Raw genomic sequence first — 26,346 nt, 5'->3', positions numbered from 1 at the left:
TCGCTTCCTCACCGGACAAACGGCTGCGCCGGTATCCGGATTGCGGCGAGCGCTACGGGTTTAACGTCAAAGGACTGTTTCCATCATGAATTCTGAAAACAAACAGCATGACCTGCCCGGATTATGGTCGCTTATCCATCTTGAGAGCGCGCTGCTGATGACGGTTTCCTGTCTGAACGTGCTCGGTTCGCTTCCGGATGAGAAGGACAAAACCCACATTGCGTACTGGGCCGGCTACGTATTCACCCTTTATGGTCTGGCATCCCGGGCGGGGCATTCACCCGGTTATGCAGATGTGGCCACCACTGTCCGTTCTGCGGCGGTGAGCATTAACGAACAGGACTGGGAGGACGGATGTCATCAGGCACGGTATGAGCTGAGCCAGCTGGCATAGAACGATCCTCCCACGCAGTACCAGGTTAATCACACCTGTTTCAACTTTTCTTCCCTGATAACGCACATCACCACACCGGTGATGCGATAACGGCCGGACAAAATCTATGAGCTTTAAAGGAAAAAACCTCACACAGGGCGGGCAGATGACCGCCTACCGCTGGCGCATGTTTCTGCAGGTGAACAACTGGATCGGCTACTGGGTATTCCTGTTGTTTGGTGCCATCACGGCATGCCTGTTCTTCTGGCTGACGCCCCAGGAAATGCTGGATAACGGCAGCTGGTACTGGTTTGCACGGGTCAACGAAAGTTTCATCGACCTGATGCCGGCCGGTCAGGGGAAGTTTTATGAGATCCATTACTTCTACGCGCCGACCAGCACCACCATGACGCTCAAAATGACTCTCCAGCAGATGCTGAAAGACCCGTACATGCAGTTCATGGGTGACAGGCTGGCGGGGCATCTGCAGACCGCCGCAGCGATCGCCGGTGTTATCAGCATGGCGGTCTTCGCCGGCGTCGCCTGGTACATCGCGCGTATTGGTAAACAGGAGAGCGAGGACGAATACATCTCCGGTATGAAACTCACCGAAAAGGCATCTGAGGTTAATGCCCTGCTGCGTAAAAATGGCGAGTTGTCAGATTTGCGGATAGGCGACCTGCACCTGGTTAAAAACGCCGAGGTGATGAATTTCCTCATACACGGCACCGTCTCGGTCGGCAAGTCCACCGCAATCCGCTGGCTGCTGGATATCATCCGCCGGCGCGGCGATCGCGCCATCATTTATGACTCCGGATGCACCTTCGTTCAGACCCATTACAATCCGGATAAGGATTTCATCCTCAACCCGCACGATTCACGCTGTCCTGACTGGCGGCTCTGGGAAGAGTGTCTGGATGTTATCGATTTCGAAAACTTTGCAACGAGCCTTATCCCCATTGAAGGTGATTCTGATCCGTTCTGGGTCTCCAGTTCCCGGACGATTGCCTCAGACCTTGCCATCCGCATGTCAGCAGACCCTGAGCGCAGTATCGAAAAATACCTTAAGACCCTTTTGTCTCTGAGCATGAAAAGCTTGCGCGAGTATCTGGCCAAAACGCCGGCGGCAAACCTGGTCGAAGAGAAAATCGAAAAAACGGCCATCTCCATCCGCTCGGTCGTCACCAACTACGCCAAGGCGCTCCGGTTTCTCCAGGGGCTGGATGACGGCACGCGGCCTTCATTCACTATCCGTAACTGGATGACCAGCGAGCAGTACAGTGACAGCTGGCTGTTTATCTCCACCCAGGCCCGTCACCGCAAAAGCGTGCGACCTTTAATTTCAATGTGGATGTCGATGGCCACCCTCTACCTGCAGAGCATGGGGGAGAACGCTGACCGTCGGGTGTGGTTCATCATGGATGAAAAGCCAAGCCTTCAGCGCATCCCGCAGTTTGAGGAGACCCTGGCGGAGGCGCGTAAGTTTGGTGGCTGTTTTGTCATCGGTATCCAGAACATGCCGCAGTTGATCAATACCTATGGCCGGGAAGTGGCGAAAGCCATTTTTGACCTGCTCAACACGCGCATGTACGGCCGCTCACCGAGTGCTGATGTGGCGAAAATGGTTGAGGCGGAGCTGGGTAATCAGCGACGCCGGGAGGCGCGCGAGCAGAACTCCTATGGCCTCGATCAGGTGCGTGACGGGATATCCATAGGCAAGGACAAGGTCAGCCAGCCCATCGTTGATTATGAAGAGGTCATGCAGCTGCGTAACCTGAAGTTTTATGTGCGGTTGCCTGGCGAATATCCGGTGGTGAAGCTGGCGCTGAAGTACCGTAAAACCAAAAAAAGAAATATCGGCCTGATTGAGCGCAATATCCGCGATGCCCTCAGCCCCGAGCTGGAAAAGGTGATCAGGGAGAACGAGCGCGATGCGGCCCTGGCCGGCCTGGTGTTCCCGACCGGGGAAGAGCACCTGGAAAAAGCGGCGGCACAGCCAGATGCACAGCCGTCAGGTCAGCCGGTCAGTCCGGCTCCTGCTGCCACGCCATCACAGCGGGTCCAGCCAGCCCGCAAGGACGCCGTGCAGCCTCCGGCCGGAGAATCTGTTAAAGCGGCGCCGCTACAGGTTACACGTCCTGAACCATCCCTGCCCCGGCGTCCGGGTGTTGCCCATCTTCGTCCGGTTCCTGCAGAGACACCGCCGGAGAACCCGGCGACAGAGGCTGTTAATGATGCCCCCACAGTAATAAAGCCGTCTCCATTGCCAAAAACACCTTTGCACGAAACGCCTGCTTCTGCCTCCCCGGTGGAACTGCTGAACCGTATGCGTCGTAAGCCACTCGATGCTGATGCTGCAGAAAGTAATGAGAGTGAAGGCGGCGGAGAGGCACAGGAACTCAGGATGCAGGTCACACAGCTGGGAAACGGTGGGCTGGAGCTGAAGACCGCCGGCCAGCCCAGAACCGCGTCCGGACACCACAACGAAGACGGGAATACCCGCCAGCGGATGGAGCGCGAGGAGGAATACATCCTCGTTAACCGCCACCCCGAAGATCCCGGCTTTGATGAAGCCGATTTTAAACGCGATTATGACGGAGAACCCGAACGATGATGTCACCCGCCCCCATCGTGTCTGCCGGTGATGCGGCAGGCTACTACAGCAACAAAGACAATTACTATTTTCTCGGGCAGCTGGAGAGCGAATGGCTGGGTGAGGGGGCCAGTGCGCTGGGGCTGGAAGGTCCGGTGCGCAGCGACCAGCTGACGGCCGTGCTCGAGGGCCGCCTGCCTGACGGCTCCCGGCTCGGTAAGGAGGTCAACGGTATTCACTCCCATCGCCCCGGCCATGACCTGACGTTTTCGGCACCGAAAAGTGTCTCCATCCTCGCCCTGGTGGGCGGGGACAAAGCCATGCTGGAAGCCCATCAGTACGCTGTGCGTGTGGCAGCAGGCTACGTTGAAAAACTGATCTCCGCGCGCGAAACCGTGGACGGCAAAACCTCCATCATCCCCACCGGGAAAATGGTGGCCGCGCTCTACACGCACGACACGTCCCGTAACCTCGATCCGCTGCTGCACACGCACATGCTGGTTGCCAACATGACGGAGCTGAACGGCAAATGGAAGGCGCTGGCCACGGACTACATCCACAACGCCGGTTTTATCGAGACGGTGATGAAAATGCAGGTCACGCTGGGGAAACTTTACCGCACCGCCCTGCGTGATCGCGTGGAAACCCTGGGGCATGAAATTGAGGAAGTCGGACCACACGGGATGTGGGAAATTAAGGCCGTGCCGGAAGAGGTCCGTGAGGAATATTCCTCGCGCGGCCGCGAGATACGGGGTGCCGTCGGTGCCGAGGCCACGCTGAAAAGCCTCGATATCGCCGCCAAGAACACCCGTAAAGCCAAAGTTGATCCCTCCCGTCTTCGCCTGATGGAGCGCTGGCAGACCCAGATGAAAGAGAAGGGCTGGGATATGAAAGCCTACCAGGACAGCGTGGTGCCGCGCGATGCGCCCGACGCCGGGGCCATCCCTGCGGCGCACCGTCAACCTGTTCGTGACACCACGCAACCGGACGCAACGAAAGCACCGTCGCCGGCAGAACAGCCTGCCCGTGATGAGCAGGTGACACGCACTAACGGTCAGCGCGACGCGGAACAACCGGCACGGTCTGCAGAAGGGCGTGACTCGGCTGAGCCAGTGCCGGCCCGCAGTATACCGGAGCGCAGCGCACCGGTCAGCGCAGAGCGTGGCGGGAACGTGAAAACGGCCGATTCGCAGCAGCCCGACGTCCGTCAGGAGGTGACGGATGCCGTGCGCATGGCGGTCTCGCAACTGAGCGACAGCAAAACCCGGTTCACCTGGGGAGAACTGCTGCTGAGCACCACCGAATTCAGCGACACAATACCCGATGTGAAAGAAATCAAACTGGCACTGGATGAGGCGCTGAAAGAGGGGTTGATCGTGCCGCTTGATGCAGAGAAAGGCGTGTTCACCTCCCGCCATCACCTTCTCGATGAACTCTCCATTCAGGCGCTGGGAAAGGAGCACCTCAGCGAAACGCACGTTGTCAGCTTCACCCGTCCGGCACAGTACGCGCCGCCTGCCCTTGAGCCTGTTGAGAAGGATGCCCTGGTACTGATGAATGCCCCGAAGGGCGTGGCTGGCATCCGTGAACTGACGGAGCAGCTGGCCGGTATTTCTGCTGCGCATGGCCGCGAAGTGAAGGTGCTGGCCAGCTCGGCTGAACGTGCCATTTCACTGGCTAAATCAGACGTACTGCGGGAACACATCACCGGGCGCCAGCAGATGCTGAAGGGGGAACTGAGCCTGCGGCCACAGAGCACGCTTATTATTGAGGGTGCAGAGCGTCTGGGGCTGAAGGAAACGCTGATCCTGCTGGGTGAGGCGCGGGAAAAAGACGCTCAACTGGTCTTTCTCGACAGCGCGGGTCGTCAGGCGAACGGGAATGCCATGTCAGTGCTGGAGTCTGCCGGCGTGAGGCGCAGCCGCCGCACGGAGCCGTCGCCGGGTCTTGAAGCAGAGGTTATCAGTATTGCTGACAAGCGCGATCGGTACAGCGCGCTCGCCACCCGCTTTGCGGAGCTGAATCCCGGCACGGAGCCGGTGACGGCGGTGGTGATTGGGCAGCGCGAGCAGAAGCAGCTGACCGGGCTTATCCGCGATGCCCTGCAGAACGCGGGGCAGCTTGAGCGTGACGGTGTCACCATTGAGGCGCGCACACCGGTATGGCTGGACAGCAAAACCCGCCGGATGACCGGGTCTTACCGTGCCGGCCAGGTACTGGAAGACCGCACGGAGCGTGAAGCCCGGCACTTCATTATCGACAGGGTGCATGAGGAGACCCGGATGCTGTCGCTTATTGACAGCGACGGGGTACTGGTCATACAGAAAATCAGCGACCTGACTGCCGACTGGCGACTCTTCAACAGCGAGCAGCTGCACGTTGCCGGCGGCGATAAACTGATTGCGCTGGCCGCCGACCGCGGTGCAGGCCTGAAGGCAAAAGACAGGCTGACCGTGACCGGCATCAGCCCGGCGGGCATCGGGGTCATGCGGGACGGAAAGGCCGTCACGCTGCCGGCAGACAGGCCACTGTATGTGACCCACGGCTACGTGGCCGGGCCGGGCAACCGTGACAACGACACCGGCGTGGTGCTGGCCGCCCTCAATTCGCGGGATATCTCAGCCCAGACCATGAACTCCCTGGCGCAGTCCGGGAGCCGCGCCGAGATATTTACGGCCGAGACGCAGGACCGGGCGGAGGCACGGCTGCAGCGAATGCGTGTCGACAATTCGCCGGTGCAGCTTGTGACGAAACTCAGCGGTGAGGCCGACATCAGCAGCGCCGTCCGGACACTTCAGGCCGGTGTGCTGAGTGACGCCGCGCTGGCGGTCCAGCGTGCCATTGCCGATCAGCAGTCCGTGACCCTCAACGAACTGAAGCTGGCTGAGGCCGCGACGGCATTTCATCCGGGTCTGACGGAAGTGACGCGTGAAATCAATGCGATGATCAAAAACGGCGACCTGATCCGCGTCCCGAACAAAACAGAGCCCCTGCTGGTAGCCCGCGCGACCTGGGAGATGGAGAAAACCATCATCAGCGCCATTGTCGCGGGCAAGGACACCCAGGCGCCCCTGATGGAGCAGGTGGATAATGCCCTGCTCGACGGCCTGACGCAGGGGCAGAAGACGGCGGCGCAGCTGGTCCTCAACAGCCGGGATCAGTTTACCGGTATACAGGGGTATGCCGGGGTGGGTAAAACCACCCAGGTGCGCGCGGTGAAAAGCGCACTCGACACCCTGCCGGCATCCGCTCGTCCCGCACTGCATGGTCTTGCACCCACGCACCAAGCGGTGAAGGAGCTGCGGGCGGTGGGGATCGAGGCACAGACGGTCAAATCCTTCCTCGTCGAGTATGACCAGATGAAGGCCGCCGGCGAAAAGCCCGACTTCAGCAACCGCGTTTTCCTTATTGATGAATCCTCAATGCTGGGCAACCAGGACACTGCCGCCGCGTATCTGGCCATTCAGGCCGGCGGGGGGCGGGGCGTGTCGATGGGGGACATCGATCAGTTTGAATCCCCGGAATCAGGGGCACCGTTCAGGCTGGTTCAGGAGCGCAGCCCGATGGATGTGGCCATCATGAAACAGATTGTCCGCCAGAAGGAGGTCAACCTACGTGACGCGGTACATGACGTCATTGATAACCGCATCGATGCCGCGCTTGAGCGGCTGAAGCATCAGCCTGCGGATCTCGTTGCCCGTCAGGAACCGGACTGGCAGCCCCCCGCTGAGGGACTGGCGGAGTCAGACAACCCGGTCAGTGACCTGGTGGCTGACTGGCTCAGCCGCACGCCGAAGGCACGGGACGAAACGCTGATTATTGCCCAGCTGAACGACGATCGCGCGGCCATTAACCGGGAGATTTTTGACGCACTGGACGCGCGGGAGGAGCTGGGCCAGAAAAAAATCAGCGTGCCGGTGCTGGAAAAAATTAAGCATACCCGGCATGAGTTCAACAAGCTGGCGGCCTGGGAGGCGGGGATGGTGCTGAAGCGCGGCGACACCTATCAGGATGTGGTGGCCGTCGATTATAACGGCTCGCTTGTTACCGTCCGGAACGAGAATGACCGGATCGCGATGGTTTCACCCCGCGAGCTGCTCACCGGTGACGTGGAGCTGTTTAAACGCAGCGAGAAAATACTCGCAGCGGGTGCCGTGGTGCGCTTCACCGTCACCGACCGTAACCGGGGGCAGGCTGCCAACCAGAAATTTACCGTTGAGAAGGTGACCGACAGCGGGGACATCGTGCTGCAGGGCGCGGACGGGAAGAAAACCATCAATCCCGTGCAGGTCAGGGCCGAACAGCATCTGGATTATGCCTGGGCCATCACAGGCTATGGCGCACAGGGGGCCAGTGAGGAGTCGGTACTGGCGCTGGAAGGGACGGAGGGAAGCCGCCAGGCGATGGCCCACAAACGTGCATTTTACATTTCGTTATCGCGTGCAAAACAGCATGTGCAGGTCTACACGGACGGGACGGAAAAGTGGGTCAAAAGCATCAAGCGAACCGAGTACGATCTCAAGACGGCGCACGATGCCCTCAGCCCGCAGACAGAGCGCAAACAGGCGAAGGTTATCTGGGCGATGGGACAGCCTGTCGGAAAAACCGCGATAGGGCGTGCGTGGTCGCGGCATGAGGCGATGGGTGAGCATAATCTCACCGCAAGAGTGATCCCGGCCACCCGGCGTTTCCCGGACCCGTCCCTGGCGCTGCCCCTGTATGACAACAACGGTCGCAGCGCCGGACTGGCGCTCGTCTCACTGGTAGCCAGTGACACCGGTCGCCTGATGAGGGGTGACGTGCGTATGGTGGCCACCCAGGGCGCGACCGGGGCAGTCATGCAGCGCAGCCGCAGCGGGAACACCCATGTGGTACGCACGGCTGACGAGGCGTTTAAGGCGGTCAGAGAGCATCCGGAAGACGGCGTGGTGTGGCAGACCGGCGACGAGAAGCCTTCACCGTGGATGCTGAAAGTCAGCCAGGGCGCAGCCCTGTCGGAAGAGGCTGCCCGTGCACAGACGATCAGGCTTGCTGAGACAGAGACCGTGGCGGTGCCTGCAATCGCCCCCGCGCGTGATGATGAACCTGTTCCTGCCCGTGCCATCGAGCAGGCCATTCAGGCGCTGCGGGGAAGCGATGAGTATGCGATTGCAGAGGCACAGCGTCAGCAGGAGATGCAGGCGTATGAGGAGTACCAGAGCCGGATTGTGCTGCCTGAAGAAGAGAGTGTCGCGGATATCCGTCTCAGTATGAAAGACGACGCCACACAGGAGCGCCAGCCCGCACCTGACGGGAAGGACATTGCGCGCATTGCAGGCGAGGAGCGGGAACTTCAGGCGGATAAGGCGCGTACCGGCCCGCTGCCGGCACTGTCGCAGGATAAAGCCACCGGCGAGCATGCCGTTGCCGGGCAGGTGGCCCGGGAGCTTGCTGAGCAGCAGCGTGACATGCCGCTGCCGCGTGATATGCCTGAGCGCGGACGTGAGATAGAGCATCAGGAACACGCCCCCCCACGCACCATTCAGAAAGAACGTTAATCAGGAGAGCACTCATGAACGCCAGACAGGCAACACTGCCATTAGTTACAACAATCATATTATCTGTTTTCACCCCACTCCATGCGGCACCTGCGCCGGCATTCACGCCTGAGCAGGAAGCCCGCATCGGGAAAATAGCCGCTGACTATCTGCTGGCGCACCCGGACGTTCTGGTGCAGGTCAGCCAGAAGCTGCAGCAACAACAGCATGCGCGTGAGCAACTGGCCATGAGCCTGAAAGTCATGGATAACCGGGCGGCACTGCTCAGGGATGCTGACACGCCGGTGACCGGCCCGGCCGGCGCGAAGGTCGTCGTGATTGAGTTCTTCGACTATCAGTGCGTGTTCTGCAGCAGGCTGGCACCGGGCATGGAGCAGGTGATGAAAGCCCGCCCTGACGTGCGTTACATCTTTAAGGAATGGCCGATATTTGCACCGAAGTGGGAGACGTCGTCCCTGGCGGCGCAGTATGGTATCGGGGTCTGGAAAGCGAAAGGCGCAGCAGGCTACCTGACCTACCATAACGGGATTTATCACACGGGGCACATCGAGGGTGAACTGACAACAGAGGATATTAAGGCGGCAGCTCACGACGCCGGCGTGGATACGCTGAACGCCGTGGACCATGCCCCTGTTCTGGAAAAAAACGATGCGCTCGCGCAGGCGCTGGAGCTCACGGGCACGCCAGGCCTGATTGTGATGCCGGTGGAGAATGCCTCGCCTGAAAGCATCTCTGCCTTTGCCGGGCAGGCGTCACCGGAGCAGATTCTGGCAGCGATCGATAAAGTAAAGCACTGAAGTGTCCTGTCTCGCAGAGCATGTCCAATCTTCTTGTTTAGTCTTTAAAAATTTGAACATCTGCATATAGAAAACGCTGGGTGAGGGCTGAGAGAACTTTGATGCTCTTAGAGAGCTATCAAACAGGCTCGAGACTTCACCTTATCAAACCGGATTGCCCAAATGACCGGGAGAAAGGACAATCAAAGCTAGAGAGGAAAATACAGTTACCATCAAAAAATAAATGCTAACCATTTGATATTTATGGATTATTTTCAGTTTTTAGTATGCGTCATATATTTTTAATAAAATAATTTAAAAAAAAATAAAAAAAACATACAATGTGGAAAATATGTTAAAAATGATGACGCTATGGAATTAAACATATGTTGGTGGAATATTGGAATCTCTCCACCTATAAGAACGAACAATAAAGATAAAACTCAAGCTATTACATTGGCAAAACATTATATAAAAAAGATATCCCAAGAAAAGAGTGTCGATTTATTTGGGATTTGTGAAATATCAGAGGATGAAGCTATTGATTTTAAAGATCTCGCAAAGAAATTAGATCTTGAGTATCTGGATTTATCTGGAAAAGTAGGGCGAGTAATAATTGATATATCAATTATGTATGAAGCCTCGAAGTTAGAGTTTATCTCATTTAAATACATTACAAAAATACAGCCAGATGATAAAACTTTGCGTGTTGGTGTAAGAGTTGTTTTTAAAGATATTAAAACAGAACGCTTGCTAACGGTCTTTTTGTCTCATTGGCCTTCAGTTTTAAGTGCAAGTGAAAAAACACGAGAAGATGTAGCTGAAGCGCTACGAAGCAACATCTCGAAAATATTAGATGATCACGGCGTTGATTCCCAAATAATATGTATGGGAGACTATAATACAAACCCTTACTCTGTTGCTATTAATGAAAAACTATATGCAACAAGAGATTATCATCAGGTGCAAAAAAAAAGGAAGCTACTTTTCAACCCGTTTTGGTACCTTCTATCTGATAAAAAAACCAACAATTTAGGTACTTACCATTATAAGTCAGGATCAACGAATCGGTGGTTTGTTTTTGATCAAATATTATTTTCATCATCATTTCTTTTTGGTACTGATAGCTGTCTACAATTAGATATGAACAGTCTTGATTTTTATCGCATCATGGGCGATGATAACACATGTCTAGATCGCAGGTTTTTTGAAACCTTTGATCATTACCCTATTTTTTTGTAGGATTTATCATGACAAGTAAATTAGAAGAATTGAAAGAAAGATTAAAGAAATCATTGGAGAATGCTAATAACATCTTGCAATTAAAAGCAAGAATAGAAGATGATATTTCTTCAGTTTTAGATATACTAAAAGAGCTAACATCTAATTCCATTGATTATAAAATTTGTGAAAACGAACCAATGGTTTTTTTGTTCAAAGATTGCAAAAGGCTTGTTTATATTAAGAAGAAAAGTGATGAAAGTTATGGCTCTAATTTAATTTTGCTTGGATTTAGTATTAATGAAAGCACTGGATATCCAATGCAATTGGAAACCGATTCGGAATTTTTCGAGTGTAAAAGTGTTGACGAAATGAAAGAAACTTTAGCCTATATTATTGATAAAAAATCAATTGAGATAATGAAATTAATATCTGAGGATAACAGTCACGTTCCGTTTTAGATTAATAATATACTAAGCTATCAATTAAGTATTAGAAACTGTATTGTATGCAATATTAAGGATGAAACGAGAAATAAAAATAATTAATACACCTTTGATTTTTACTTTTTAAATCAACTAACTCTTATTGATAAAGCGCATGTTTCACGCCTTATCAGCGCAATGGACACAAGCATAACTGGCGTTCCTGCGTCAGGACAAGGCCTTGCCCCATTCTTTGTTTACTGGTGAAGACTGCAAAAGACAGCGTGCGGAAGATCCTCTACAGGCACGAAAAGAAAGTGACCGTATTCTCCAAAGAAGTTCTTCATTAACCTAATTCGTGCAGGAAGAGTCTGTTTCGAACTTTCGAATTTTTTCCACGCTACGCCGGCCATGCTTATTTGTGGTACTGACATTGGCACTCACCATCGTATAATCCTTAACCATAATCTAATTATCGCCGCTATACAGATGTGCGGGGATAAGTTTGGATATGATCGAGCGGGCGGCTTCATGCTGATAGAGCTACAATGTATGCTTTTATATCGAAAAGATGACCTGACAGTAGCCATCGAGGATACTAAAAGCATTTGAAAAGCAGCTGAAGATTAGAAAATGGTCAAATGCGTAAAAGAGATGCGAAAACTGTTTAGGGAGTTTAGCGAAAAGGAGGCACTTACACTTCTTAGTGGTGTGTCCGCTGCGAATGATGCTCTCAGATCAGATGGAAAAGAAGCAAGCTAAAATTTAAGGTCTTACTTTTTGGGTCTTTTTTATACAGTATAAGATAGCCAAAGAAGCTGCTGAATTAATCAAGGTTAAGATTATCCCGTGCGCGACGAAGTTTATCTTCACCACGGCGATCGTACTTTTGTGTGGTGTTGACACTGGCATGTCCCATCGCATCTTTGACGGTAATCAGATCTTCCCCGTTATCCAGCAGTGCGGTAGCAAAAGTTCGCCGCAGATCGTGCGGGGCGCACCTGTCCAGTCCGGCCTCGCGCTGACGCACCTGCAGGATATGGTATACCGCCTGGTCGGTCAGGCGCTCTTCCGTGAGGCAGTCGTGCCGGCGGATACGCGTGAACAGCGGCCCGGGAGCCTCGCCCCGGACCTGGTCCACCCACAGCTCCAGCCGCTGCCATGCCCCGGCCGGGACATATGCCACTCTTTCCTTGTTCCCTTTGCCGAGGACTTTCAGGGCGCGCTCGCCGGTAAGTATATCCGCATAATTCAGGGCCACGGCTTCAGAGCGGCGTAAGCCACATCCGAGAAGGACGCCCAGCAGGGCCGCATCACGCACGCCCTTACTGCTCCGGTCCGCCTCACAGGCACCAAATAAGTGACGGATTTCCTCCCGGCTCAGGGCCCGGCCCCGCGGCAAGGCGCTGCCCCGCACTGAACGCACGGCCCGGATGTGCTGGTAATCCTCGACGCTCATCAGCTTCAGCATCCAGGCCTCGAGCGCCACGCCGCGCAGAGCGGAGAGATAGGTGTTGATGGTGGCCACCGCCAGCCCCGTATCCCGCAGCATTTCGGTGAGGGCCAGCACATGGTGCCGGCGCAGCGCCGCCCAGCTGCAGTCCGTCAGGTCCCGGGCGCCGAGAATCCGGGCCACCGTGTTAAGGAACGAGGCCATTGTCTGCCGGCTGCGGGGTGAATTAAGGGAAATAAGGTAGGCACGGGCCGGGTTGACGGGGGTGACAGTGTCACCCGACAGTGTCGGCAACAGATTTGCCTTCGCGCCGGAACTGGCCGGGGCAGAGAAAGGAAGAAAGTCGTCTTCGTAAGGTAAGCCAGGCATCGTGCTCCGTACCCCGTCAGTAAAATCCGGCGGCCGCCGGTGAAAAGCCTCCGGTGCGCTGCGTGAAATCTGGTACCGCATAGGTCTGCCCAATAGTATCAGCACACCTCTACTTTTTCAAAGGTACATTTTAGTAACTAGAGAAAAACCCACACTTAGCGCAATGCTGCTAAGAGTGGGTTTCATTAAATTATAATGAAAAGTAACTTTCCGAATCAGACATAACCTTCAATTTATCGACCAGAATATTATGTAATTTCTTAATTTTCAGCACTTCTTTTGAAAATGCTGTTTTAAGATCTTCTGTTAAATTCATATCGGATATCAAATTCGGAAGCGAAGTAGAGTTGTCGTTGGAGAATTCTACTTCATGGTTTTTAACTTTTTTTGCATGAGTAGATATATAAGTGCGCTTAGTTGGTGTGTTAAAAATTGTATTCTGCGTTATATCATTAAAACTTTTAATTTTTTGACTGCTGTCATCAATAAAAATATTAAACACAAATGAAATATCGTTAAATTGATCAACTTTATTGATAAAAAGAGATTCTTGGATTTTTTTATTGTCTTTATGGTGGGTTCTTTCACCATAAAAAATCATACCAATTCTTGCCTCACCTATGATAGAATTATAAATCATATCTAATTGTTCGCTACTGACTTCATGGTTCGCATCAAAACCAAAGCGTTCAAATATAGGTATTGTGATATTTTTTAAGGTTGATTCATGATCTATTTCATATAAAAACTCAGTCAACCCAAAAAACTCGTCATTGTATTTTAATAATTCCGAACAAATTTTATTTTGATATGTTGATTTTTTTTCGGAGTTTTTGATGTAAACAGATGCATGGTATTCCATTATTGAACGATGAATGAATGAGTAGTTTTCAAAGCCATCTGAGTTGATAAGGCCAGTAACACTCACTAAATCTTCTAGAAAGCACTCTCTATCATCTAAATTATTTTCTTTGCCTATACTCTTTAGTGACATGTATATTTCATGTAATACCTCTTCCTTAGAAAGAGAAAGTTTTGAAGCTGAAAAGCATAAAAAACAAAGAGCCATAAATGCTTTTTTTGCTAAATCAGTTGGTAAATTAAGTTTTTTTTCACGATTGTAAAATAATTTCCTTTTGTCATGTCCTTCATATAAGATGTTGAAAATTCGAGAATAATAATCACTAGCAGTTTTGGGTATAAAGTCGGTTTCAGGATAGCTCGCACAAAAAAGAGAAACTAGTATAGGCGTTATGAGTGAGTCAAATAATCTTTCATTCACTTCTAGAATTTCTTTAGCTTTTGTATAGTGCTCCTCATCCATTCTTTTTTTGATGATATCCAGTGCCATTGACCGAGAGAGATTTTTAATTCTTAACCCTTTAACAAGCGTACTATTACAGATGGCGGTATCAGGACGAGAGGTTATAATTAAAGGAGTTTTAAACTTCAACTTCAACTCTTCAATTTCATTATATATCCTCTCTCTATCTTCATTCCTAAGCTCATCATAGCCATCTAGCAAAAGGAGAAGTTTTTTGCTCATAAGAGCAGATTGTGTATTTTCAATATCAGCATCAAGCCCCGCAACTCTAAGTACAGAAACTACCGCACTGATGATACTCTGCTCATCTTTTAGCTTACGAAGCTCTATGAAAATAGGTAAATGCGTACGCAATTTGATGCAATCAAGCATTAACCTTCTTAAAAATGTACTTTTCCCTTGCCCTGCAATACCCTCAATATTTAAAGCTTCCGTTCTCGCTAGCTCTATGATTTTTTTTGAGTTAAGCGATGTGTTATCATCAATAAGTTCTATTTGAGTCTCAATGTATATATCGTCTACAAAAACATTTTTGTTTTTACCATCAATTGTTTTTATAAACAAACATTCCATTATATGTGATTTAATAAATCCACTATAGATCTCATCCTCGATGAGGATTTTCGAAATTAATTCATTGCCTTTTTTCGACTTATGCGTCCATTTTTCTTTTAACAAGGTGGACATCAATAATTTAAAGTTATCCTTAATGCTCTCATCAAGTAACATATCTGCTTTAGATAGGATATAGCCACCGATTGCTGCTTCAGCTACCATAATATTCCCTCATAAAAAATTGAAAAAGTAAAAACAAGCCTTGAAAATCATCGTACAACCTGATACTAGGCCCGATTTATTTATATTGCAAGGTATATTCATCAACTCGCCTAGCACAGCATCACTCATAAAATGATGTGTGCAGGAAAAAAGACCTCAAGAAATTTATGATAATTTTTTCATTGATGAATGACCCTTAATATTATTGGAACTTGAAAAAAGTTTCAGATATTAGGGAATTAAACTTAGGCGCTGCGCCTGTCATGGTTTAAGGTAGATACATCAAGAAAATAAAACATAGGCTCAAAAACGAAAGACCTACTGAGATTCTCGATGTTACTTGACGCATTCGGCTAAAAAAGTTCCCATATGGTTTAGCTCAAGCGACTCCTGCCTATATCATAGGCATTGGAAAGTATTTCTCAACAGGGCTTTTGGCACTCAACTTCCTCAACTCCAAATGTCTGCTTAATTATTACGCCCTCCCCCATAAACAAAATTCGATCAGCTGAAGCTAACGTTTCCTTACGATGGGCGATCAGGAGAACGGGAATACCCAAGGTTCGAAGTGTCTGACTTATGATAATTTCACTTTCTACATCCAAGTGGCTAGTTGCTTCATCAAGAAGCAATAATCCAGGCTTCTTATACAATGCCCGCGCAAGCAAAACCCTTTGTTTCTGGCCGCCAGAAAGGGTGCCCCCGGTTTCGCCAATTAATGTCTGAAAACCCATCGGCATCGACATAATATCATCGTAAACGAGGGCTATTCTCGCGCACCATGCCATTCTTTCCTGATCACGCTCTTCATCAAAGAATATGATGTTTTCAGCAATTGACCCCCTGAAAAGTTGGTCTTCCTGAAGAACAGTTCCAATACGCTGACGAACCTGAAAATAGTGGGGGTGCGTGTGAGGTACTCCAAAGGTACGGATAACGCCGCTTTCCGGAGAGTGGGTTCCCAAGATCAGTTTAAATAACGTAGATTTACCGCAACCTGACTTACCCGTTATAGCCACGACTTCACCTGGATTCACTGTCAGCGATATGTCTCTGATTACTTTCTCACCTGAACCCTTATGGAAGAATGAAATACTATTCAGAGTCAATGGTGGTTCCGCCTCTGCAAGAGAGAATTCTCTCATCGCAGGGGAGTAGTCGCGAACGTTTACAACTGCCGAATGAGGTTGATGTAATTGTTCTTCGGTTTGGCTCAGCACAATATCGGCCAGACGAGTATTGTAAATATCGAGCATACGCCAAGAAAACACCATGTCTGTCAAATTACTAATACTGCCAGAGAAGCGTTCCTGATAAGCTAAATAGGCGACCAGCATGCCTACGGTAAAGGTACCGTCAAGTACAGCGCCCGCGCCTTTCCATAAAATAATGGCGGTAACCACACTACCCGTTAGCGTATGTGCAACGTTATACCACATCATCAGGCGACTCTGACGTAAGTGGGTATTCCTGCGTACGACATTGAGATTGAGCCAGGCAGCTTCCCTGTGTGACATTACACCGTTAATCCTGAGGCTAAGGATACCACCCAATGTTTCAAGGAAATGTCCGGATTCGCGAGCTTCTGCATCCCATGTATCCTCTGCAGACTGCTTCAATGAAGGGTGCCATAATGCTCTCATGAGTCCGTAGATCACTGCTGCAAGAACCGCAATCAATGTCATGCTTGGGCTATACAAGATCATCATCGTAAGCGAAGTAAGCACCAACAACACATCCATAATCCCTTCAAGCACTTGAGTGGTCAACGCTTGCTGGATATTGTCGACTGCGCTAAAACGGGCACTGATACTTCCCAAACTGCGCGCATCAAACCATGCCAGAGGAAGCCGTACCAGATGGTGAAAGACTCTGGCGGTCCATTGCATGTTGAAGTTTACCGAAAGGGTGATGGTTGCCCACTGCCTGGCCAGCGAGAGCATCATATTTGTCAGGGTTAGCAAGAATAATGCCGCGATAACAAGTGTAAGTAGATTTCTGTCCGCGGTTACCAGTACTTCATCAATCACCAGCTGATTAAGGAGAGGCGAACCTAACGCCAGAATTTCCAGCGCTAATGCGAAAATCAAAATACGTAGCATTGCCGGAACCAATCCAGAGGTTTTTCCAGTCAACTGGCGCAGATGTATTTTTTTTCTATCATCCCTCGGCATGAAGTCAGCGGCAGGAGTTAACTCCAGTGCCACACCAGTAAAATGTTTTCCTGCCTCCTGCAAAGATAATGTTACTTTTCCCCTTTCAGGATCATGCAAAGTGAGTTGGTTTCCCCGTACTTTATGGAGAACGACAAAATGGTTCATGTTCCAGTGGAGGATGCACGGCAGATCAAGCGACTTAAGATCCGATAGCTCCAGTCTGACTGCCCGTGATGACAGACGGAGACCTGCAGCGCATTCCGTAAGCCTTTTAAGAGTCATTCCTTGGGAACTAACAGTAAAAAATTCCCTCAAACTCGGTAAATCTATATTATGTCCGTACCAGCTAGCCATCATAGCCAGGCAGGCTAATCCACACTCCGCAGACTCTGCCTGTCGTATTACGGGCAAGCGTTTCCTGCCACTCCAGTTCAATGCTTCCATCACAGTTTTCCTTTCACACTCCACAGTGGTTCCGTCAGCCACTCCCACAGATAACGGGTGTCTAGGTTTACGTCCCCTTCAAGAGTCATACCTGGGCGTAGAGGCTCCTGCCTGCCGTAGGCACGAATAGATATCTGCTCCGGTTCAACAATGACACGGTAGTGCCCTTCATTTTCTTTCCAGGTCACCGGTGAGACGGAGAGTAGGTCTGTAGGTGTCAGCGTGGTATGACTAATGTCCTTGATAACACCGTACTGGACACCAAATTTCTGATATGGGAATGCACTGAAGCGAAGCGCAACGCGTTGCCCGGGCTGAATAAATCCTGCATTCTGGCTGGTTGCATATAGTTCAACCTGGAGACGGGCATCATCGGGTACGATGGTCATGACCGGTTCAGAGGCATGGACTGGTTGTCCTTCTTTTATCAGAACGGCAGCAACTGTCCCAGAAACTGGGGCCGTTAGCATAAAACTCTCCTGACTGGCTAGCTCTACCTGTTGCTGTTTGATCTCCTGTAGCTGTCGGTCGAGCTCCTGATTCCGGCTCTCCCCAAGTGTAATCAGATGCTGAAGTTCATCTTCTGCCGCTTCTTTAGCCGTACGAAGTTGCAAAAGAGCCATGCGCTGTTCTTCAACGTTTTCATTAGCGGCAGCGACAGCCATTTGTCTCTGCTTATATTCGATATCTGAGACGTAGTGGCGTGGTACAAGATCTCGATAACGCTTCATCATTGTGGTGGAAATTTCTGCCTGATTTTCAGCCTCTTTAAGGCGTTGCTGCGCACTCATTATTTGCGGTTTAAGAGAAGAAATTCGTTGCTTAAGTCCCTGCTGTTGTTGACTATTGTCGCGCATCTCGAGTCGTTGCTGAGATTCAAGTATCTGATATTGTGTATTAAACGATAGGCGCAGCTCAGCCAGGGTACCGGCTCCCTGCCCGTTATAATGCTCGCCACTGATATAATAGAGTGGGCTGCCAATGTTCACATGCTGTCCCTCAGATATGTTCATCTTTGTGACATAACCTGAATATTGAGGGATAACCTTTATTAGTCCTGATGAAGGCATGACAATACCAGACAAATGAGCTTTTCGGGTATAAACAGCACTACTCATAAAAATAAAGATGAGAACCAATAAGGAGACCGTCAGCAAAGCACTTATTGAACTTCTGAAGGATGTCGGGATTATTATTTCACCCAAAGCCGTGTCGTTCTGGTGCTCTAGAGCTTCAGTTCTGAATAATGTCATATTATTTTGAGATAAAAACATTAAGCGCAATTACAAAAACATTCATTAATGAATGCAGTATAATTGAAGGTAATAAACTCCCAGATTTAAGTCGTGCAACAGAAAATATTACAGAAGCGGCAAACAAAACAGAGAAATCCAGAATACTTGAATACTGTGTATGCATAGCGCTGAAAATCAAAGAAGTTAATACTACAGGCATTATAGTATTTCTTTTAAAAATTAAACGAAGAAAGTCAATCAGGCAACCCCTGTAAATGCATTCCTCGTAAAAAGGTACAGCAAAGAAAGCAAGCAATAATGGTAGCGCTTGATTGAAAGGGAATTGACCGGATTGAATGCTACTCTCTCTCATCATATAAACAAGGAGTTGAATAGAAATAATTAATAGCAAGCACTTAAAAAAAAAGCTTTTATTACCAAGCACCCAGGGTTGCCTATAGAGAAGAATCACGACTCCAACGGAAAGGATAAATTCAAGTAAATACATAAGATACAATGACGTTTCCAACCCGACCCACTCTAATGTAAGGAGAGGAAACGCTGTAATACCTATAGATAGTAGAACCGATGCAAAAGAAATTATTGTTTTCGTCCTGAAATTCACTTTATTGTTCCTTAAATATAATAACTACGCTATTTCAATTATTTACCGATGAGCCTTATAAAACTAACAATACGTGAGTGACAATTAAAGTTTCTCAATTACAATTAATTATGCTTATACCCCGTCAAATAGGTATATAAATTAATACCCCATCTGGTTACGGCTATAAGTACGATTAGCATAACAAAAAACTTCGATATCATCTCACTTCTTGAGATGTTGTTTATGTCAAGGATGTTCGCATATTTTAACAACGTAAAACCGACAAGAAATAAACCTAGATAAGCTAAGAAGTAAAATAATTTTTTTATAAAAAACATTCTATTTATATTTCCTGCTAAAACCAACATCATTGAACCCCACTAAGACGGCATTATCTCGTGTATTAATAACTGGATATTAAAACGCAGAGGTAATCTTAGTGGGAGTGTAAAAACTTACTTAGGAATTACCAGTGGCACTGGCCGCCAAAATCATGAGACTGGCTTTGATTAGCATTACCATTGCCGCCTTTACTGCTAAAGCTATCTTTAGTGCATTGACCAGCTATCATACCGCCAGCAATCCCCAAAGCCATACCCACAGGTCCGCCAGCAGAGCCGGCAACCATGCCACCTAATATTCCAGCGCCACAAGAATCTACACCACTGTAAATATCTTTGCCTGACGAACGGCCAGAGCGAGATGAGCTGCCTCCCCCCCTACGCGAACCGCCACCTTCGTAGTTACTGTTCGCGTTTCCACCACTGACCATGGAAATCTCATCAAAAGACAACTCTCTGATATTAAACATAAAAATCCCTCTTTGTATGTAATGTAAATTTTGCACTATGTGCTATTTGTTTATCACATAAGCAAAGCGTCAAGAAAATTGAATTATTGTAATATTTTGTAAATAACAAATTTGTGTAAAGTGTTTTTTAGTAACCATCCTTTAGCATGTAAAATTTGAAATATTAATTTGGTTTTAAGCACAGTTAGCGATTGCGCTGAAAGTGAATGTAAAAACACTTATTATTTCGATACTTATCTAGCTGACCTGTTTGCCGTTGATTAACGCACCGTGATATTAGTAATGTCTTCATTATTCACATGTGGACATCCCCATGAAGAAGCGATTTTCCGACGAACTGATCATTAGTCTCGTCCGCGAGCACGAAGCCCGGGGTTCGACCCGTGAACTCTGGCGCAAGCATCCTATTTCAGACGAAACCTTCTAAACCTGGCGCAAGAAGTTTGGCGGTTGGAAACCTTTGAAGTTAAGTGGCTCGGAGAGCATCCGCCTCAAGAAGCAGACGCTTATGCAATGCTGGATAAGGAAGTAGAAGTACTTAAGATTTCACTGGGCCGAAAGTTCTGAGGACAGGCCAGAGGCTGGATCGGGAAAAATAGCTGTTGTCTATCTGCAGGCGCATCCGGAAGAACTGATACAGGTCAGCCAGAAGCAGCAACAATAGCAGGACAGATGATGAAAACCTGCCCTGACGTGCGGTATCTCTTTAGAAATGTGGCCGATACTTGCATCGAAGCGGGAGGTATCAGGGGCCGGAGAACAAAAGGCGCAGTAGACTGCCTAATATACCATAACAAGATTTATCACACCGAGCATATCGAGGGGCACCTGAAAACTCAAGCTGCGCTCACTACGCCGGCGTGGATGAGCTGAACGTCGTGAACCATGCCCCTGTACTGGAAACTCGCGCAGGCTCCTACGGGTACGCCAGGCTGATTGTAATGCCAGTCGGGAATGCGTCGCCCGCGGAACCGTCATAATCATTGCCGGTCTGGCTTCTCCCAAACAGAATCTGGCGGCGATCAATAAAGCACACCATTGACAACCGCATATTCTCATCGGTTTGCACTTAATGCAGCCTAACCTCAGCGCGTCCTACAGAATAAACAGTTATAAAATAACCGATTTTAATTCTGCGAAGAAAGAATATCGTAATTTGCTTACAATCATCCTATATATAATCCGCTTGAATTTACATAATATTACAATACTTTGATTTTATTGACACCTCGCTTATGTGATAAACAAATAGCACACAGTGCAAAATTCACATCACATACAAAGAGGGATTTTTATGCTTAATATCAGAGAGTTGTCTTTTGATGAGATAGCTATAGTAAGCGGAGGTGGTAATTCCGGAGATCATGAAAGGAATTATGGAAGCTCCCGGGATAACTCGACTTTGGGCGGGATAGGCTATGGTGCGCAGGCTAATGGACGTCTGGGTAATACTGCCGCTAAAAACCAAGGCTTAGGTCAGGGAGATTGTTCAAATGGAGTTGCAGGCGGTCTTATAGGAGGCCTGTCTTCCGGTACTCCGCTCGGCTTTGCAGGTGGATTGATAGGCGGGGTTATCGCAGGAGGTTGCTTCAAAGGTTCTGATAACAGCAATTCAGATAACCGAGGTCGCAGTAGTTGTAATGATGGCGGCTTTGGTGGAACCTGCAGATAATCCCACGGATTTATTGCATTATACCAGAACCAGTCCAGTGGTTCTGGTGCTGTTGATTAAGGTGCTTACGATGCATTTTGAAAAGAAATGGCATTATTTATGCCTTATTATTTCATTTTTGATAGTTCCGGCCTTATATCTTAATTTGAACATGGTAGTTTATTGGTTTTATAGCATACCTAAAGAGCTTTCTCTAATCATTTTGTGGGTTGCTATACCTGTGGGAACCTATGTTTCAATCAAGAATATACTCCTCTCTATGAAGTATATCTTTCGTAAAGACAATCATATACAAGAAGATAAAAGACAGATGTAATTCATGACTTATCCATCCTTAGAATTAATGAATTTGAGGGCGACCTGACAGCAGACGATATTAAAATGATGACATGCCCGGTCCCTCCGGGCTTTTTCAACCAGGCAAAACCTTATGTTCGGTTTTCTAAAGCTTGAGCTCAAATATAAGCCGGTTTTAAATATCTAAACTGTCCCGCGTACTGCTCATCTTTGTCTCGATATGCCGATCGTACTTCCGGACACACTTGCATGACCCACCGCATCCTTCGCAGTAACAAATATTCTTCTTGATCCATCAACGCCGTCGCAAAGATTTACCGCAGGTCATGCAGGAACAGATGGGTTACGTACTGCCAGAAGCTGCATGCCTGTTTTCAGAAGACAGCAAATATGGTCGAACCATTTTTAATTGCGCTGATATCTTTGCCGCAGCATAACCTGCAGCATCTCTGGAAAACCATGCCGTTTATACCAATCGGTTTTAGCCTTCAACCTGACCCTAACGAGTCCAGCGCTCGTGTTGAGCGAATGTAGGGTACAGGTTAAAGTTTTTCCAGTATCGGACTCGTCAGACGGTAATCTGTCGTTATGTTGATGCGGCCTGAACGAGTCTAGTTCGATACACTGGAAAACCTGACGCCAATTGGATAGACTTCATCGTATATGAAACCCTGTGGTGAGGCGTTTTCATAGCTACAAATCTGAGTTATGAACTTATCTCAAATCAGCGTGCTGACCTGATCTGATGTCTTGTGGTGGGACGGAGGGTTATGGGAGACAGGAATAATTCATGCTTTTCGTCTGTACATGCGAGCGGGAGAAAAGCGCAAGGAATTCATGGATGGGGCGTGTCCGAAAGACGCCCGGGAACAGGTGACGGCAGATTTGCCGGAGCCTGAATGCAAAAACCCCCCGAAATCTGTACTCAACTTGGCGGAAGATTCAGATATCAGGGGGTCCAAAAGCAGGCGCAGCGCCTGTGAAGGATTATAACGCATGCACCACATAAAACAACACACGGCCGCCATAAGAAAAGGCCGGCGTGAATGACAATCTCAAACTACGCGACGACCGTCGCCACCGTGGTACTCATTCCACGGCCTGTAAATGTCCGGCACCTCAGTATGTCCGCCCGGCACACTACAAAGCCCTCAGCAAAGAGCATGGCCGCGCCCTGCGCAACCTGATGACCCGGGACAAAACGACCGGGGAATGGGTTGTGCGCCGCCGGGTCTCTGCCGACCCCCTCTTCACCTTCCTGCGACCGCAGACCGGGCGCAAGCGGGCATTTTATCCTGAGCGCCGGGGACTGCTCGATGCGCTGTTCATCCTGTTCATGAATAAGGTCGATCTGGCCACCAGCATTGTGACCATCAATACCACAAAGCTGGCGGAAGAGCTGAGTCCTAGGGATGAACAGGGCAACATTATTCCTGAGGAGGCGGTCACCGTCTCTCGTGTTTCACGCCTCATCACCGCTCTGGTGCCGTTTGGTGTCATCGAGGAGCCGGAGTCTGAGTGGGATGTCATCAATAACTGCCGCTTCCCGAAACATATCATCATCACCGAAGCCGGCTGGCGCCTGACCGGCGTAAATATGGACAAACTCCGGGCCGAACAGGATGCACGCCTGGCCGCCATTCAGGACGGACAGCTGGCACCAGGCGAAACCTTGAGCCTGAAAGCCGCCCGCCGTCGCTGGTACGAACGCTGCCGGCACCAGACCATCCTGTCGCGCAGAACGCGCGCCCTCGAGGGCAAGCAACGCAAAAAACTCGCGGCGCTGCCCTTTGACGAGCGCAAGCGGCAGGTGTCCGAGGACCTGATGCGCAGCATGAAAGGCCGGACCGGCCATATGACACATCAGCAGTTCGAGAAACTGGTCTGGTCGCAGCTGTATCAGCTGGAGCTGGTCAGCCTGGAGCCGCCGGGAACGCCGCCCCCTCACTAGCTCGCCTTTTTTAAACATCCGCTTTGCTGCGGAGGCTTCCGCACGTCTGTCATAAATTTCCGGTTAAATATCACACAACACATACGCCTCTCCCACTGCCGGCATGCCTCACACGGGCGTGCGATGGCCATCACTTTCTTTTACCCACAGATTTTCGCAAACAGAATAAAGGCCTTTCCTGCAACCCTTGTCAGGAAAGGCGCAATATATTCAGGAGTTCGTCCTTACTTATATTCATAAAAGATGCACCTTATTCACTGGATAAAAACGGTGGATAACGGGGAAAAGTCAAAGAGGCCTTCGCTTGCAGCAGCCTCACGGCTGCGCCGCTCAGAAATGAGCTTCCCCCCACCGCTCGTGGCGGGTCCCGTCAGCGCCAGAATCCGGCCACCATGCGGCCATTTAGCCCCTGAAAAGCCGCGCCGCCCCGGGCCGGAGGCCCGGAACAGTGCCGCTTTTAAAGGGGATGATGTAACTAAGGGTTTGAGTTGCTGCACGTAGTGTTGCGGTAAGTATGGGGTAACACGCTCGTAAGCGCCCTGACGGGACGCTAACGCGGAGATACGCCCCGTCTTCGGCAATGCCTCGACGTGACCACTCCGACCGCGCACAACACGTTCTGTGTCGCTTTTAGCGGGTTATGGCTTAGCAGGAATGGGGGGGTGATAGCCACAGGCTATTACGTTGCCGGCTTCGCCGGGCGCTCCGGCGGATGCAGGAACGGAGTCATCTTCAGCCTGATTTCCGCCGGCATGTGCCTGCGGCACATTCAGGGTCGCACTGCGCACTGCTCGCGCTCCGGTTACAAAAATTAAATTAACATTTACCGGCGGCTTTAAGTAAGGCATTACATTGAGAGCCAGCCGGTAAACCAGAACCGTCTGTAGGAGAGCACAATGCATCGCTACTTATACCAGCGGAGGTATAATAGCACTGGTATACTTTACCCTTTGTAGTTGCATTGAATTTAACTGAGTCTATATCGGCTTTCCGGTTACTTATCGTTATTTTATCTGAAGTTGTGCCCAGAGCAAATGCAGCTTTTTCCTTAAGGCTTTCATCACCCCGAACAGCATTATCAACCATTCCGCAGCCAGATAGCCCAAGAGAAATAAGTAGAGTGCTTAAAATAGTTATGTTTTTCATTTAACACAGTTCCATATCAGGTGAAAGGTAAACTCATTTTTTCATTACTGTGACAGATGCAGTAATGAAACAATATGATTAAATAATTTTATCATTAAATCAACCGGATACCGGCTTCCGGTAAGTTTCGTGGGTGAGGCCAGCTAAAGTAGCAAGGTCAAAAAAGCTCCTTAACGTACAATAATTTTCGATATCTAAACTGCCTCCTGTTACGTTGCCGACCTCGCCGGGAGCTCCGGCGGAATCAGCAAAGGTATTATCTTTAGCCTGATTTCCGCCTGAATGTGCCTGCGGCACATTCAGGGTGCCCGCGCTCCTTAGATGCAGAAGTTGCCAGCCAGTGCAGAAAAGATAGAATAAATTCTTCTATAGAAGGACAATAAACGCTCTGTCGAACATTCTGGCTCATTCTCATGGGCATTTTCTTTTGAGGAGAAAGTTCGGGATCCAGGGGATACAACAGTCAGACGTCTGAAACATGTGGTAGAATCCGCTTAATGTCAGATCAACATGAAATTGCACACTTCAGTGAGGGGCAGGTCAGGCTTCCTGAAGGCTATCTGGACCGTACGGTCAACGTCTTTACCTCCCGGGACACTCAGGTGCCCTCCTTCAATATTGCCCGCGATACGCTCGACCAGGGCGAGAACCTGACGGCATACACCGATCGCCAACTGGCTCTGATGCAAAAGCACCTGAAAGGCTGGAAGCAGAGTGAACGCTGTGCCGTGATGCTGGGCGATAATCTTTTACAGGGTGAAAGTGTGCACGCCACTTTTCTGCGCGAAGGTAAACGCATCTGGCAGCAGCAGGCCGTTTTCAATACGCAGGGTGCACATATTCTTGTTTTCACCATGTCGTCAGCAGAAAAGCTTACCGAAAGAGACAGCAGCCTGTTTGATGACCTGCTCAGAAGCTTTCGTCCCCACGCTTAACGATAAGGAATATTGTTATGTTTGAAGCCGCGCGTGCCGGTGATGATATAGGCCATTCCGGCGCGCTGGCCGGGATGATCCTTGGCACCCTTGTCGGCGGCGCGATTGCGGCACTCGGCGGTATCGCGGCCGGTGCGCTGATGGTCGCAGGCATCGGTGCCTCCTGCTTTGGCATCGGTGTGCTGCTTATCGGCGCCAGCCTCGCCGTCGGTTTTCTCGCCGGGGAGGTGGCGACCGGCGTGCG

The 26,346-nt window shown here is 49.7% G+C and carries 16 protein-coding genes and 1 pseudogene; 10 read left to right on the top strand and 7 right to left on the bottom strand.

Annotated elements, in window-relative coordinates:
• The first annotated feature begins 85 nt into the window (after positions 1-85).
• The 6 genes from PU683_RS05215 (at position 86) to PU683_RS05190 (ending at position 10,961) form a co-directional block, all read left to right on the top strand.
• Positions 86-394: a hypothetical protein gene (locus PU683_RS05215; RefSeq protein WP_277170514.1), complete on the top strand. Its 309-nt coding sequence runs from the start codon at positions 86-88 to the stop codon at positions 392-394.
• A 106-nt stretch (positions 395-500) separates the two neighbouring features.
• Positions 501-2,987 (top strand): type IV conjugative transfer system coupling protein TraD, encoded by a 2,487-nt coding sequence (traD, locus tag PU683_RS05210; protein WP_277170513.1) that lies wholly within the window; start codon positions 501-503, stop codon positions 2,985-2,987.
• Positions 2,984-8,503 carry a MobF family relaxase gene (gene mobF / locus PU683_RS05205; RefSeq protein WP_277170512.1) on the top strand — a complete coding sequence of 1,840 codons (5,520 nt, stop codon included), beginning with the start codon at positions 2,984-2,986 and terminating at the stop codon, positions 8,501-8,503. The genes traD and mobF overlap by 4 nt, the downstream gene beginning before the upstream one ends.
• A gap of 14 nt (positions 8,504-8,517) precedes the next feature.
• The gene (locus PU683_RS05200; protein WP_277170511.1) at positions 8,518-9,300 is read left to right on the top strand and encodes a DsbA family protein; all 783 of its coding nucleotides are present in this window, start codon (positions 8,518-8,520) and stop codon (positions 9,298-9,300) included.
• A gap of 351 nt (positions 9,301-9,651) precedes the next feature.
• Positions 9,652-10,521 carry an endonuclease/exonuclease/phosphatase family protein gene (locus tag PU683_RS05195; RefSeq protein WP_277170510.1) on the top strand — a complete coding sequence of 290 codons (870 nt, stop codon included), beginning with the start codon at positions 9,652-9,654 and terminating at the stop codon, positions 10,519-10,521.
• Positions 10,522-10,529: 8 nt separating this feature from the next.
• Entirely contained in the window at positions 10,530-10,961 is a 432-nt protein-coding gene (locus PU683_RS05190) for a hypothetical protein (protein ID WP_277170509.1), read from the top strand.
• A 790-nt stretch (positions 10,962-11,751) separates the two neighbouring features.
• On the opposite strand, the gene PU683_RS05185 is transcribed toward PU683_RS05190, so the two are convergent.
• The 6 genes from PU683_RS05185 to PU683_RS05160 all read right to left on the bottom strand — a co-directional run bounded on the left by PU683_RS05185 (position 11,752) and on the right by PU683_RS05160 (position 20,101).
• Positions 11,752-12,747 carry a tyrosine-type recombinase/integrase gene (locus tag PU683_RS05185; RefSeq protein ID WP_277170508.1) on the bottom strand — a complete coding sequence of 332 codons (996 nt, stop codon included), beginning with the start codon at positions 12,745-12,747 and terminating at the stop codon, positions 11,752-11,754.
• 190 nt (positions 12,748-12,937) lie between these two features.
• Entirely contained in the window at positions 12,938-14,848 is a 1,911-nt protein-coding gene (locus tag PU683_RS05180; protein WP_277170507.1) for an NACHT domain-containing protein, read from the bottom strand.
• A 422-nt stretch (positions 14,849-15,270) separates the two neighbouring features.
• Entirely contained in the window at positions 15,271-17,448 is a 2,178-nt protein-coding gene (locus PU683_RS05175; RefSeq protein WP_277170506.1) for a peptidase domain-containing ABC transporter, read from the bottom strand.
• Complete coding sequence (locus PU683_RS05170) at positions 17,448-18,701, bottom strand: HlyD family secretion protein (RefSeq protein ID WP_277170602.1); 1,254 nt, start codon at positions 18,699-18,701, stop codon at positions 17,448-17,450. Before PU683_RS05170 ends, PU683_RS05175 begins: the two co-directional genes overlap by 1 nt.
• A gap of 1 nt (position 18,702) precedes the next feature.
• Complete coding sequence (locus PU683_RS05165; protein ID WP_277170505.1) at positions 18,703-19,308, bottom strand: CPBP family intramembrane glutamic endopeptidase; 606 nt, start codon at positions 19,306-19,308, stop codon at positions 18,703-18,705.
• A gap of 448 nt (positions 19,309-19,756) precedes the next feature.
• Complete coding sequence (locus tag PU683_RS05160; protein WP_277170504.1) at positions 19,757-20,101, bottom strand: hypothetical protein; 345 nt, start codon at positions 20,099-20,101, stop codon at positions 19,757-19,759.
• Between the two features lie 1,294 nt (positions 20,102-21,395).
• On the opposite strand from PU683_RS05160, the gene PU683_RS05150 reads away from it, so the two are divergent.
• Together PU683_RS05150 and repA are read left to right on the top strand one after the other, a co-directional pair.
• Positions 21,396-21,773 (top strand): hypothetical protein, encoded by a 378-nt coding sequence (locus tag PU683_RS05150; protein ID WP_277170503.1) that lies wholly within the window; start codon positions 21,396-21,398, stop codon positions 21,771-21,773.
• 1,339 nt (positions 21,774-23,112) lie between these two features.
• Positions 23,113-24,021 carry a plasmid replication initiator RepA gene (gene repA / locus PU683_RS05145; RefSeq protein WP_277170502.1) on the top strand — a complete coding sequence of 303 codons (909 nt, stop codon included), beginning with the start codon at positions 23,113-23,115 and terminating at the stop codon, positions 24,019-24,021.
• Between the two features lie 816 nt (positions 24,022-24,837).
• Here the strand turns inward: repA and PU683_RS05140 are convergent.
• Complete coding sequence (locus PU683_RS05140; RefSeq protein ID WP_076770359.1) at positions 24,838-25,167, bottom strand: hypothetical protein; 330 nt, start codon at positions 25,165-25,167, stop codon at positions 24,838-24,840.
• A 497-nt stretch (positions 25,168-25,664) separates the two neighbouring features.
• Here PU683_RS05140 and PU683_RS05135 point away from each other — a divergent pair, with 497 nt between their 5' ends.
• Positions 25,665-26,102 (top strand): DUF1795 domain-containing protein, encoded by a 438-nt coding sequence (locus PU683_RS05135; RefSeq protein WP_277170501.1) that lies wholly within the window; start codon positions 25,665-25,667, stop codon positions 26,100-26,102.
• A 17-nt stretch (positions 26,103-26,119) separates the two neighbouring features.
• A pseudogene (locus PU683_RS05130) lies at positions 26,120-26,346 on the top strand (hypothetical protein); the annotation flags it as partial.

It is taken from the genome of Candidatus Kosakonia sp. 282A-S69 (genome assembly GCF_029433855.1).
In the GTDB taxonomy this organism is placed as follows: domain Bacteria; phylum Pseudomonadota; class Gammaproteobacteria; order Enterobacterales; family Enterobacteriaceae; genus Kosakonia; species Kosakonia cowanii_A.
The sequence above is the reverse complement of the archived record's forward strand: the minus strand, read 5'-3'. Positions and strand labels throughout refer to the sequence as shown.